At 59.3% G+C, this 13,236-nt stretch carries 9 protein-coding genes; 7 read left to right on the top strand and 2 right to left on the bottom strand.

From position 1 onward, the window contains the following. Positions 1-11: 11 nt before the first annotated feature. From LJD29_RS07235 to LJD29_RS07260, 6 genes are all read left to right on the top strand, one after another. Complete coding sequence (locus LJD29_RS07235; RefSeq protein ID WP_446745078.1) at positions 12-3,971, top strand: condensation domain-containing protein; 3,960 nt, start codon at positions 12-14, stop codon at positions 3,969-3,971. A gap of 9 nt (positions 3,972-3,980) precedes the next feature. Continuing rightward, entirely contained in the window at positions 3,981-4,742 is a 762-nt protein-coding gene (locus LJD29_RS07240) for a 4'-phosphopantetheinyl transferase family protein (RefSeq protein ID WP_446745079.1), read from the top strand. Next, positions 4,739-5,959, top strand: a complete 1,221-nt coding sequence (locus LJD29_RS07245) for an ArnT family glycosyltransferase (protein ID WP_446745080.1) — start codon at positions 4,739-4,741, stop codon at positions 5,957-5,959. The genes LJD29_RS07240 and LJD29_RS07245 overlap by 4 nt, the downstream gene beginning before the upstream one ends. 35 nt (positions 5,960-5,994) lie before the next feature. Further along, positions 5,995-7,623, top strand: coding sequence for a M1 family metallopeptidase (locus tag LJD29_RS07250; protein WP_446745081.1), 1,629 nt, complete (start codon positions 5,995-5,997; stop codon positions 7,621-7,623). 41 nt (positions 7,624-7,664) lie between these two features. Continuing rightward, positions 7,665-9,362 carry an alpha-glucosidase gene (locus LJD29_RS07255; protein ID WP_446745082.1) on the top strand — a complete coding sequence of 566 codons (1,698 nt, stop codon included), beginning with the start codon at positions 7,665-7,667 and terminating at the stop codon, positions 9,360-9,362. Between the two features lie 117 nt (positions 9,363-9,479). Then, the gene (locus tag LJD29_RS07260) at positions 9,480-10,112 is read left to right on the top strand and encodes a hypothetical protein (protein ID WP_446745083.1); all 633 of its coding nucleotides are present in this window, start codon (positions 9,480-9,482) and stop codon (positions 10,110-10,112) included. A 1-nt stretch (position 10,113) separates the two neighbouring features. Here the strand turns inward: LJD29_RS07260 and gatA are convergent, their stop codons facing one another. Further along, the gene (gene gatA, locus LJD29_RS07265; RefSeq protein WP_446745084.1) at positions 10,114-11,562 is read right to left on the bottom strand and encodes an Asp-tRNA(Asn)/Glu-tRNA(Gln) amidotransferase subunit GatA; all 1,449 of its coding nucleotides are present in this window, start codon (positions 11,560-11,562) and stop codon (positions 10,114-10,116) included. A 40-nt stretch (positions 11,563-11,602) separates the two neighbouring features. Beyond that, complete coding sequence (gene gatC, locus LJD29_RS07270; protein WP_446745085.1) at positions 11,603-11,938, bottom strand: Asp-tRNA(Asn)/Glu-tRNA(Gln) amidotransferase subunit GatC; 336 nt, start codon at positions 11,936-11,938, stop codon at positions 11,603-11,605. A gap of 544 nt (positions 11,939-12,482) precedes the next feature. On the opposite strand from gatC, the gene LJD29_RS07275 reads away from it, so the two are divergent. Then, positions 12,483-13,223: a sugar transferase gene (locus LJD29_RS07275; RefSeq protein WP_446745086.1), complete on the top strand. Its 741-nt coding sequence runs from the start codon at positions 12,483-12,485 to the stop codon at positions 13,221-13,223. Positions 13,224-13,236: the final 13 nt, after the last annotated feature.

The raw sequence follows: 13,236 nt of genomic DNA on the forward strand, positions 1-13,236 counted from the left end.
TTGAGTCTGCGATGAGCCGAACTGATACCCGTGAGATGGAATTTGCCGAAACCGTGAAACCGCAGGACCTTCAAACCGCCAACTCGGGCGGAGGTGAAGGATCGCAGCAAGACGCGGTTTACGTCTTTCCCGCCAGCCTGGAACAAAGCCGCTACTGGATTCTCGACCAGCTGGCCGGTGCTTCCACGGCTTCGAATATGGCAGTGGCCTTCCGCATGGAAGGCCCAGTCCGTGATGATCTTGTCGAGATATGCGCGCGCGAGCTGGTCGTGCGTCACGAGGCCCTGCGCACCAACTTCCAGATGGTGGATGGCGTGCTTTCGCAGGTCATAAGCGAAGAACCCCGCTTCGGCTTTTCCATCTCCGACCTCCGGGTTCTTCCTGAAGCCAGCCGCGCCAACCGCGCTGAAGAACTGATCCATGAACACAGCCGCGTCCGCTTCGATCTGGCGAATGGCGCGCTCTTCCACGTTCACCTGATTCACGTCACCGATACCGACCACTTCCTGGCCCTCACGATGCACCACATCGTCTGCGACGGCTGGTCGAACGGCATCCTGATTCGCGATTTCGCCCTTTATTACGAAGCAGCGCTCACGCTCCGGAACGCCGAAATGCCCGAGCTGCCCTTCCAGTTCGCCGACTTTACCGTCTGGCAGCAGGAGTGGCTCGAGAGCGAAGCGGCGGACAACGCCATGGCCTACTGGAAGCAGCACATCCAGAGGGACATGCCGGCCATCGACCTGCCCGCGGATTTCCCGCGCGCTGCGGAAAAGAGCGCGCCCGGCGACATCGTCGGACGCCTGCTTCCCACCGAGCTGACCGCGCGCCTCAAGAACTACTGCCGCAAGCACGACGCAACTATGCACCAGGTGCTGCTCGCGGCATTCGAAGCCATCATCTCGCGCTACGCCGGGCAGGACGAGTTCCTGCTGGGCTCGACCATCGCCAACCGCACACAGCCGGGCATGGAAAATGTCGTCGGCCGCTTCGCGCACCCGCAGGTGGTGCTGGCCGATGTGCAGGGCGACCCGACCTACTCGGAACTCGTCAAGCGCGTTGCCAACTGGAGCGCGAACTCTTACGCCCACCAGGATCTGCCCTTTTCGCGCCTGACCGAAGCTTTCCAGCTCGACCAGGAGCATGCGACTTCGCAGTTCCTGCAGGTCTATTTCGTTTACCAGAAAGCCTTCATGCAGCCGCAGCAGGCTGGTCCGCTGCGCATCGTTCCCCGTCCTTCGGTGAGCGGTGGAGTCAACTTCGACATGCTGGTCAGCATCGTCGAGCGCGGAGAAGGCCCACGTCTGCAGGTTGAGTACAACACGAAGCTCTTCCGCCAGGAGCGCGTAAGCCGCCTGATCGAGCTGTACATCCGCGTGCTCGAAGCAGTGATGGACGACGATTCCCTGCGCGTCTCGGCATTGCCGCTCCTTTCGCATGACGAGCAGGCGAAGCTGGCGGCCTCCGCAGTCGCAAATTCCGTTCCGGAAACCGCAAGGCTTTCCCTCACGGCAGCTTTCGATCGCATCGCGGAGAAGAACGGTAATACCGCTGCTCTCATCTTCGGCGAACATCGCACCAGCTGGAGCGAGCTCCAGCAGAAGAGCCTCGGCCTGGCTCGCGCCATGCAGAATGCCGGTGTCAGAGCGGGCGCAACTGTCGCGGTCCGGCTTGAGCAGTCCGCTGAAGCAGCCGCTTCGGTGCTCGCGACTTTGCGGCTGGGCGCGGTGGTACTGCCCGTTCCGGCAAGTGTCTCCTCTGTCGAGTGGCAGACCATCCAGGCAGAATTCAAACCGGTTCTGTCGCTCTCTTCGGAAACCTTCGCCGAGAAGTTTGCTGCAGTCACATCCTACAAACAGCTTGCGGAGATCGACTCTCCATCTGCGACTCTGCCTGAGATCGATGCGGCTGCACCGGCATGGATCGCTCCCGGCGCTGACGGCCCCATTTATTCCTCGCACGCTGCAAGCTTCATCAGCCTGCAGGCTGCGGCGCAGGCCATGGATCTTCAGCAGGGTTCGGTCATTCTGGCGTCGGCGGCATCTTCCGCAACAGACGCATGGACCGATCTGATGCTGCCCCTGGTGAATGGCGCAGCTGTCATCTCTGCGGAAGGCATTAACCCTACCGCGTTGCAGGCAGTTCTTGACCGCGAACAGGTCTCCTTCGTTTTCTCTACCGCGCCCGAAATCGTCGCCACGCTTCGTGGAGGATGGACCGGCGATCGCCGTCTCCATGCCATCTGCCGCGGCTCGCATCTGAGCCCGGCCACGGCAGCAGAGCTGCTCCAGTCTCCCGGCCGTTACTCGTCGCTGATATCGTCAGCCTCGACCGCCGGACCGCTTGCATTTGCGGCGCTCTCTGCTAACGGCCTGGTCATCGCCCCTCTGCCGGGCGAGAGCTTTGAGCTGGCAGACGATGCCGGACGCCCGGTCGCATTCTCGGTTCCCGGACACCTTGTGGTTCGCCGCGGAACGGCGGAATCAAGGCCGTCTCTTCGCGTCCGCTTTACGCCTGACGCAGGCTTCGAGCTGCTCGACGCCTCCGACCGCTTCGTTAACCACAATGGCTACCGCATTCGCCTTGGCGAACTCGAAGAACTGCTGACGCAGGAGCCTTCGGTCGCAACCGCCGCGGCTGCCCTTGTGCCTGACGCGCACGGCAAAGCATCGCTGGTCGCTTACGTTACCGGTCACAGCGGCACGCTGCCCTCGTCGGCAACAGTGTCTGCATGGTTGAAGGCTCATGCCGCTGCGCACCTTGCGGCAGCAGAGATTCTTCCCGTTCCAGCCATTCCTCATCGCCTCGATGGTTCGCCCGACATCTCCGCCCTGCCCCAGCCGGGCAGCTCTGTGCTGGCTGCCGAGGCCGATGCCGGCTATGTACCGCCCCGCGATGAACTCGAAAAGAACCTGGTCTCCATCTGGGAGAGCGTGCTGGGAGTGCCGGGCATCGGCATCCGCACCAACTTCTTCTCGCTCGGCGGCTACTCGCTGATGATCGTGCGCCTCTTCGCCACGATCAACCGCACGCTCTCACTCTCGCTGCCGATTACGACCATCTTCAACGCACCAACCGTGGAACAGCTCGCCGACATCATCCGCGGGCGCACGCTCTATTCGCCGCTGGTGCCGGTGCAACCACGGGGCGACAAGCCTCCGTTCTTCCTGGTGCACTCGTACCTGCTCTATGGCGGTCTTCCCTCTGTACTCGGCGAAGACTACCCGTTCTACGGCCTGCGCGAAATTGAAGACCGCGACAAATCCATGACCATGGAGCAGCGCGCGGCCTCCTATGCGAAGGAGATCCGCTCGGTGCAGCCGCACGGCCCGTACTATCTCGGAGGCTGGTGCGCAGCCGGTCCACTGGCTGTCGAAACAGCACGCGCGCTGACAGATGCCGGAGAAGAAGTCCGCACCGTAATGCTCTTCGACTCCTGGCGTCCTGGTTATTCCAAGGAGCTCGAAAGCGAGCAGAAGAACCGTCCCGACATGGCGCTGAAAGCCGTACTGTCACGCAAGTACCGCTTCCACCGCATGAAGATGCGTCCGCTCTCCGCAGCGCACAAGGTGAAGTACATCGGCAGCGCCGCGCTGCACAAGTTCAACGGCGTCAAGGGCCGCATGTATATGCGGAACTGGGCGCTGGCGCAGCGGCTCTTCAAGCTCTTCGGCCTGCCGTTGCCGCATTTCATGCACAACGTCAGCCTGGAAACATTCGAAGCCGTTCGCACCTATAACCCGAAGCAGTTTCCAGGACGCATCACCCTGATGCGCGCCACGCAGGCCATCTACATTCCAGGCGCGGAAGAAGGATGCGGCTGGGGCAAGGTGGCGCGCGACGGAGTGGAAGTCCTGTGGGCACCCGGCGACCATGAATCCATGTTCATGGAGCCGAACCTGGCATCTGTAGGCAGCTCACTGCGCAACACGCTGGAAAAGGCCCGGTCCGCCGACACGGCAGGCGTATAGCCTGTTTGCATGTCTCCTGAAAAGACGATGCCGCAACTCGCGGCCGGCAAAGTACACATCTGGAAGCTGGAACCTGTCACAGGGTTCCAGCCTGCCGGCTGGTTCGGCCTGCTCGATGAAGAAGAACAGGCGCGAGCATCCCGCTTCCGCTTTCCTCATCTGACCCAAAGCTTCGTTGCCGATCACGCACGCCTGCGCATGCTGCTCGGTTATTACACGCAAACAGCTCCGCAGGCTATCCGGTTCGCGAAGAATTTCTACGGCAAGCCTTCGTTTGCATTTCCTGAGACAAGACTCCACTTCAACCTGTCCCACACCGAAGGCTTAACTCTGCTCTCGGTGTGCCTCGACCATGAACTCGGAGTCGACATCGAAGCCGTGCGTCCAATGGATGACTGGCAGGAGATTGCGGCTACTCATTTCTCCGCCGTCGAGAACGCAGAGCTACGCAGCTTCGCCCCGTCCGACCGCAATCATGCCTTCTTCCGCTGCTGGACGCGCAAGGAGGCCTTTCTGAAGGCCAGCGGAGAGGGTCTTTCCAAGCCGCTGGATGCTTTCAGCGTAAGTATCCAGCGCACGGACGATCCGCAGTTTCTTACCTGCGACTGGGACCCCGAAGAAACGAAGCGATGGACGCTGAAGTCGTTGTCTTTCGGTGAGAGCTTCATTGGAGCGCTCGCCCTGCAACACCGGAATGGGGCAGACGCGTGGCAATTAGTTGTATTGGACAACAGCGACTTCCGCGCTATCGTTTCTACGGAAAGAGTGTGACTGTGACGACATCGACCTCCCCTGTACGCCGTTTTGTTGCGAGCCGCCGATGGCTGGTGCTCATTGCTGTGCTTGGTATCGTGCTGCGCCTCGGATTGATCGCCAAGACAACCCACAACGAACGCTTCTACGACGAAGTGGATTACGACCACATCGCCGTCTCCCTCGTGCATGGAGGAGGCTTCTCCGATCACGTGATCGACGTCGAGACCGTGGATCACCCGACGGCCTATCGCGCCCCCGCTCAACCGATCCTGATGGCGGTGGTCTACAGGGTCATCGGGCATCGCCCGATTGCGATTGAAGTGATCGAGGCATTCCTGCTCGCGGCGCTGCCCTTCATTTGCGCGCAGATCGGCCTGCGCATAGGCCTGAGTGCGTTCGCTGCGAACATCGGCGCAACCATCGCCGCCTTTCACCCGGTTATCTCCTATGCGGCAACCACTCTGTATCCCAGCGTAGTCACCATCGTCGCGCTTACCTGCGGCATATGGCTCTGCTGGGAGACGATCGCTCGCAACAAGGCAAGCTGGGCCGTTGGAGCAGGTGCTTCATTCGGCCTCGCCGCGGCAGCAACAACCACTTTCGCGCCCGTCGCATTTCTCGCCGCGCTGGTCATAGCTTTCCGGCGCAGATTCAAGCTGGCGATCATCGTCGCCGTAATCGGTCTCGCACCTTCCATCACGTGGATGGTGCGCAACAAGATCGTGATGCACAATTTCACACTGGCCACCAACGGCGGCTACAACCTCGAGCTCGGCGCCAACGACGACGCCACGCCACGTTCCGGCAACTGGATCACGCTCTATCCCAGGTGGGAGCTGGGCGAAGTAAAGGCCGACGCATTGCTTCGCCAGCAGGCCGAAGTATGGATTCACACCCACCCCGTTCGCTACGTGGAGCTAAGCGTTCTTCGCGCTCTCGCGGTCTTCGACTCTACGGGACGGCCGAAAACGCAGGGCGTAAACTCCGGCCGTGCCGCCGAGATCGTTGGCTACATCCTGCTGCCGGTCGTGCTGGCGGGCTTCGTGGGGCTGTTCCTCTACTGGCGCAACCCGATCGCGTGGGTCACCACCGCGGCACTAGGACTGGTCATCCTCAGCTCGGCGCTCACCCTCGCCAAACCGCGCTTCCGCCTGCCCATCGATCCCGCGCTCTGCGTCTTCGCCGTGGGGACAGTCAGCACCGTGGCAAAGCGGATTCGAGCAACCAACTAACTGACGAGCCAGCGATCGACGCGCTATCTTAAGGCATGTATCGCTGGCTTCTTGTTCCCGTCCTGGCGCTGGGCCTCGCGGCCCAGGCGCAGACTGCCGCGCCGACCCACGCCGATATCCTGCGCGGCGCCTACGGCCCGTATCGCGCGAATAACGACCTGCTCTCTTATCACCTCGACGTTCGCGTCGATCCGGCGAACAAGTTCCTGAGCGGCAAGAACACCATCCGCTTTCGTATGCTCGCCGATGGCAACCGCATCCAGATCGATCTGCACGATGCGCTGCAGGTCGACAAGATCCTGCTCGTGTCGGGAGCGAAAGCCAGCGCGCCATTGAAGTACACACGCGACTCCGGCGCGGTCTTCATCGACTTTCCCGAAACGCTCAAGGCAGGGCAGACCTACGCCATCGACTTCTACTACTCCGGCCATCCAGTTACGGAAGGCCGCTTCGGCGGCATCACCTTCCTGAAAGACCCCGAGGGGCATCCCTGGATCAACACCTCGTGCGAAGACGTAGGCGCAAGCGTCTGGTGGCCCAACAAGGACCAGTGGCGCGACGAGGTCGAAGAGATGGAGATCAGCGTCGAAATTCCCAGCAACCTGGTCGATGTGTCGAATGGAAAGTTCGAAGGCAAGACCGATCTTGGCAACGGCTACACCCGCTGGGACTGGCACGTTCACTATCCGATCAACAACTACGATGTCGCGTTGAACATCGGCAACTACGCTCATTTCTCGGAGCAACACAACGGCCTCGCGCTCGACTACTACGTGCTGCCGCAAAACCTGGAGAAAGCAAAGACACAGTTCGCGCAGGTGCCGCAGATGATCGACATCTACGAGCACTACTTCGGCGAATATCCATTTATCAAGGACGGCTACAAGCTCGTCGAAACTCCTTACCTCGGCATGGAGCACCAGAGCGCCGTCGCCTATGGCAACAAGTATCTGCAGGGCTACGCAGGGCGCGACTGGACCGGTGTCGGCATCAGCCCTCGCTTCGACTTCATCATCATTCACGAGAGCGGACACGAGTGGTTCGGCAATGCTGTCAGCGCCGCCGACCGCTCCGATATGTGGATTCACGAAGGATGGACCACCTATCTCGAATATCTCTATGTCGAATCGCGCTGGGGACGCGCCGATTCCCTCCGCTACATGAACGCCGAGAAGTCGAAGATCGAGAACAAGCGGCCCATCATCACCGAACGCGGCGTCAACGGCGATCCACCGGAAGACCAGTACTTCAAGGGCGCGCTGATGCTGAACACACTGCGCAGCGTTATCAATGACGACGCCGCATGGTTCCGCATCATTCGCGGCTTCTTCCAGAAATTCGAGTACCAGAACATCATGACCGAGGATGTGGTTGCATACTTCAACCAGCAGACGGGCATGAACCTGACGCCCATCTTCAACCAGTACCTGCGCCACAAGGACATTCCCACGCTGGAGCTCAGGTTCGATCCTCACGGAGGCACCGTCGCTTATCGCTGGCAGGCAGACGAAAAAGACTTTGCCATGCCCGTGCGCGTGGGAACTCCCGATCACTGGCAGATCATTCAACCAACAACCGAGTGGCAGACCATGAAGAGCACGCTCGACAAGGCCCAGTTTTCCGTCGCAACCGATCTCTACTATGTGAATGTCAGCAAACAGTAAAGCCTGATACTCTGGCTCGTTCCGGTTTTCCGAGGATCTTTATGAAGCCGTCTCTTCGCACCTGCTTTGCTGCCGTCACGATTACGATTTCTGCGCTCGCGCATGCTGCGCCGGCTGTTCAGCAGAAGGCCGATCCCTGGTGGAAGCACGCCGTGATCTACGAGATCTATCCACGCAGCTTCCAGGACTCGAACGGCGACGGCGTGGGAGACATCAACGGCATCGCCTCGCGTCTCGACTACCTGCACGATCTTGGCATCGACGCCATCTGGATCACGCCGATGTATCCTTCGCCCGGCATCGATTACGGCTACGACATCTCCGACTACACGGCCATCGACCCGGAATACGGAAGCATGGCCGACTTCGACCGTCTTGTCGCTGAGGCGAAGAAGCGGAACATTCGCGTCATCATGGATTACGTGATTAACCACACTTCGGACCAGCACCCATGGTTCAAGGAATCACGCTCTTCGCGTACGAATCCCAAGCGCGACTGGTATATCTGGCGCGATGGAAAGGCCCCGGGGCAACCGCCGAGCAACTGGCAATCATGGTTCGGCCACTCCGCATGGCAGTACGACGAGAAGACGAAGCAGTACTACTACCACTACTTTTACGTGCAGCAGCCGGACCTGAACTGGCGCAACCCGCAGGTGCACGTGGCCATGGAAGACGTGCTGCGTTTCTGGATGAACAAGGGCGTTGCGGGCTTCCGCATCGACGCTGTCTCACGTCTTTATGAAGATCCCGGCCTGCATGATGACCCGTATGCGCCGGGCACTAATGTATACGGCGACCGCAACATCATTCACAAGTACACCGACAACTATCCGCAGGTAAATGACGTGCTCAAGGAGCTGCGCCGCGTCGTTGATAAGTATCCGGGAGATCCCGTCCTGGTCACTGAAGCAGACGAGCCGAATATTACCGAGCTGACCAAGCTCTACGGCAACGGCGACGAAGTGCAGCTGCCGATGGACTTCCAGATCGCCGACCTTAACAAGCTTTCCGCACCGGGCTTTCGCAAACTGTTCAACGAGGTCGAGAACAACACCGCTCACGGACAGCCGGAATACTTCTTCAGCAATCACGATCAGCCACGCCAGTGGGATCGCTACGGCGATGGCGTTCATAACGACCAGATTGCGAAGCTCATGGCCACATTACTGTTGACCACGCGCGGCACTCCGCAGATGTACTACGGCGAAGAACTGGGTATGCGCACCACCGATCCTGCGCGCGTTGAAGACGTCCACGACCCCATCGGCAAGCTCGGCTGGCCCAAGGAGAAAGGCCGCGACGGCGAGCGTACACCGATGCAGTGGACTGGATCGAAGGACGCCGGCTTCACCACTGCGCAGAAGCCGTGGCTTCCGATTCCGCCATCTGTGAGCAGCTATAACGTCGAGAGCGAACGCAAGGATCCCAACTCCATCTTCAACGCCTACAAGCGCCTGCTCTCGCTGCGCAAGACAGAGCCCGCGCTGCGCGATGGATCGTATCGAGCGATCGATGGAGACGATCCGAACATCTTCGCTTTTCTGAGACAGAGCGGTAGCTCCCGCGTCGTGGTCGCGCTCAACATGAGTTCCGAACCGCACTCCATCGCGCTGCATCTCTCCGGTGCACAGCATGCCGAAGTCCTTTACGCATCGCCTGCTCAGAAGCAGCAATCGGTCCCGGTGCAAACGCTCTCGCTCGAACCCTTTGGTGTCGTCATCGCAAAACTGCCGTAGCAACCAGTACATCCGTAACTTGTGCCATGGCGAAGGCCTTCCTATGCTTACGCCATGCGCCCTTCACAACTTTTCGCAGCGTTCCTGCTCGCCTGCGCGACGGTGTCATGTCCGGCTGTGAGCAAACCTCACTTTGTCTCGCTGGGTGCGGTTAAAAAAGTGCCCTATTCGATCGCTGGAGATCCCGCCGGGGCGCATGCAGATGAAAAAGAGCTTCGCGTGCGGCCCTTGGTCGTCGATGGCAAGGTGAAGGAGTGGACCACCGGCGACTCGCATGACATCACCGACCGCAGCTTCGTCGTGCGCCGCGCACTGCGCATCAACGATGCGCTGCCCGGCGACGACCACGGGAAGAACAGCGAGCACTGGGTATGGCAGCGCGGGCCGTGGCTGATGATCGATCGCACCAGCGGTAAAGTGACGGCGCTGCATCTGCCCGATTACGATCCAACCGTTTCCGACGCAGTATGGTTTCGCGATTACGCCGCCTACTGCGGGCTCAACGCCAGCGGCAAACAGCTCTTCGCAGTCGTAGCGCAGGTTGCCGCGCGAAAACCAATATTAAGCCGCAAGCTTCATGAATGGAATGCCGCGGACCACAGCGGCCCGGCCTGTTCGCCCGCAGTGTGGCAGCGGGAGCCGCTGCGCATCGCCTTCCAGCCGGCCGGCGGAGAGCCGGTCAGCTATGACCTGGTCGGGCTCTCTGCCGTACTGGTGGAAGATGAAGATGACGGAGAAGCTGCTCCCTGAATCAGCCCTGCTGATTCTCGACCGTCTGCGCCACGCGCAGAATAGTCGACTCGCCGAAGTGCTTGCCAAGAATCTGCAGACCGATCGGCAGCCCTTCGGAAGACTTGCCGCACGGAACCGATACACCGCAGATGCCCGCAAGACTCGCCGTGACCGTGTAGATATCGGCAAGGTACATGGCCATCGGATCGTCCGTCTTCTCGCCCAGCTTGAATGCAGGCGTGGGAGCAGTCGGTGTCACAATCGCATCGACTTCTTCAAAGGCGTTGAGGAAATCCTGTGTAAGAAGACGGCGAACCTGTTGCGCCTTCTTGTAGTACGCGTCGTAGTATCCAGCGCTGAGCACGTAGGTGCCGAGCAGAATACGGCGCTTGACCTCAGCTCCGAATCCGCCTTCGCGCGAGTCGCGGTACATGCTCGCAAGTGTGCTCACGCCCGGTGCACGATATCCATAGCGAACGCCATCGAAGCGCGCGAGATTGGAGCTGGCTTCTGCGGTGGCAATTACGTAATAGGTCGGCACGGCATACTTCGTGTGCGGCAGGGAGATCGGTTTGATCTCGGCGCCGGCGGCACGAAGCTGTTCGATCGAGGCTTCGACGGCCTTGCGAACTTCCGGGTCCAAACCCTCACCGAAATATTCGGCGGGAACGCCAAGGCGCAAGCCGGCGACTCCCTGGTCGAGCCCTGCGGTGTAATCAGGCACCGGCTGCGTCGACGAAGTCGCATCCATCGGATCGTATCCGGCAATGACGCCCAGCACCGTGGCAGCATCGCGGACATTCGCCGCGAACGGACCGATGCGGTCAAGCGACGAAGCAAAAGCGATCAGGCCATAGCGAGAGACGCGTCCATAGGTCGGCAGCACGCCTACCACTCCGCAGAAAGAAGCAGGCTGGCGAATGGATCCGCCGGTATCGGTTCCAAGAGTGGCAACGGCCATACCCGCAGCAACCGCTGCCGCTGAGCCGCCGCTCGAGCCGCCCGGAACCCGGTCGAGTGATGCCGGGTTGCGCACCGGTCCGTAAGCAGAATTCTCGTTCGACGAGCCCATCGCGAATTCATCGCAATTTAATTTGCCAAGAATCACCGCGCCCGCGTCCTTCAGTTTCTTCACTGCGGTAGCGGTATAAGGCGGACGATAGCCTTCGAGAATCTTCGATCCCGCAGTCGCAGGCTGGCCAGTAATCGTCAGCACATCCTTAATGCCAACCGGTACACCGGCCACCGCCCCAAGCTCTTGCCCAGCGGCAATCTGCTCGTCTATGGCCTTGGCCTGCGCAAGCGCGCCATCACGGTCAACCGACAGATACGAGTTCACTTCGCGGTCATTTTGCTCGATAGCGGAAAGGCACCGCAACGCGGCACCGGCAGCCGAGGTGCCCCCGGCGCGATAGGCCTGATGCAACGTGGAAATTGAAGGAAGTGCTTCTTTCGTAAGGCTTTTCATCTGTCTCCAGGGGCGGCTCCGAACATGATCGAATCGCAGGCTATCTCTCGATCACCTTCGGGACTTTAAAGAAGGCGCCATCCGTTTCGGGGGCGCAGACCATTACGTTAGCCCGATCAAGCGAAGGAGCAACCTGATCCGGGCGTAAGTCAGAGACGCCTCCGACTACCTCGGAAACCTGAGCCATGGGCGCGACGGATGAAGTGTCCAGCTCGTTCAACTCGGCCACATAGGCCAGGATCGAGTTCAGATCCATCTGCATCCGTACTTCCTCTGCCGGAGTCAGCTCAAGGTTGGCCAGCTCCGCCACCTGCTTTACATCCGCAACGCTTACTGTCTGCTCTTCAGCCATCTGTTTGCCTGTGAATGGGATCACCTTATTATAAGGCTCTTTTTCTACAACATCTTTGGCTAGCATTGAACCACCCAAGGCGGATACAATTCAGATTCACAGGCGGCATCGCACGCTGAAGGCGCGTCTCATAAAGTGACAGACGTGTGATCCTGTTTATCGCTTCTCAGTTTTTCCAAGGGCTCGTTGTAGGTGGAGCTTTCCGATCGGGCTTATCAGCAATATCTCGTCAGAAATCGGCTGGTCTACAACCCCTGCTACTGTGGAGTAAAAATGCAACCAGGGAGCTATGAAATTCGGCTGGAAAAGGAAGTATCAAAAGGGTTTGAGACCCATCTCACGATTTCCCTTATAGGAAACCTTTTCCCCCAATCAGCAGTCCAACCACATCAGGCAATGATAAGCTCCTGAATTTAAGGCATTTGTCTGCAAACAAGTGTTCATGGGAATTTCTGTTTGCTAAAGAGATACATAAATTGCTGTGCTGACGCGCACATATTCTCCAGTTCGACAAGCATGGGTTATGCTGTCGGGCAGGATCGAAATGTAATTAAGTTACTGGGCTAACATGGCTACTCCTGACCTTTTCACCACTGAAGCCAGCTTTCAAGACGAACATATACACGCGACGGACTTTGTCGGCGTTCGCGAACAGAGAATACGGGCGATCCCGGAGAACCTGCCGATCGCAGGCTTTGCGTACCGGGGTATAAAGCCTCTTTTCGACCTGTTGCTCGTGTTTCTCGCGCTGCCGGTACTGTTACCGGTCGGCCTGTTGATTGCTCTTATCATTAGAGTGACGTCTTCAGGGCCGTCCTTTTACCATCATCGGCGGATTGGGCAATTCGAAGAGCCGTTTTTTGCGTGGAAGTTCCGCACCATGTACGAAAACAGTGACGATCTCCTGGAGCGCCACTTGGCTGCAGACGCTCAGGCGCGGCGCGAATGGGCAGACACGCACAAGCTCCGCAGCGATCCACGCGTGACACCGATCGGGCGCTTTCTGCGCAAAACCAGCCTTGATGAGATCCCTCAGGTCATCAATGTCCTGGCCGGAGAGATGAGCTTGGTAGGACCGCGACCCATTGTCGAGATGGAGAAGGCCAAGTACGGCATGTACCTGAAGCCGTTTTCCTATGCAATGCCAGGGATCACCGGCCTTTGGCAGGTTTCCGGGCGTTGCGATGTCTCCTACCCGGAACGCGTCAAGCTCGACATTCGTTACGTCAACGAATGGAGCTTATGGATGGAGTTCAAAATCATCTGCAAGACCTTCTTCGTGATGATTCACCGTGAAGGCGCATACTAAGCAAAAGGCATAC

The organism is Silvibacterium acidisoli (genome assembly GCA_022870745.1).
Classification (GTDB): Bacteria; Acidobacteriota; Terriglobia; order Terriglobales; family Acidobacteriaceae; genus Silvibacterium.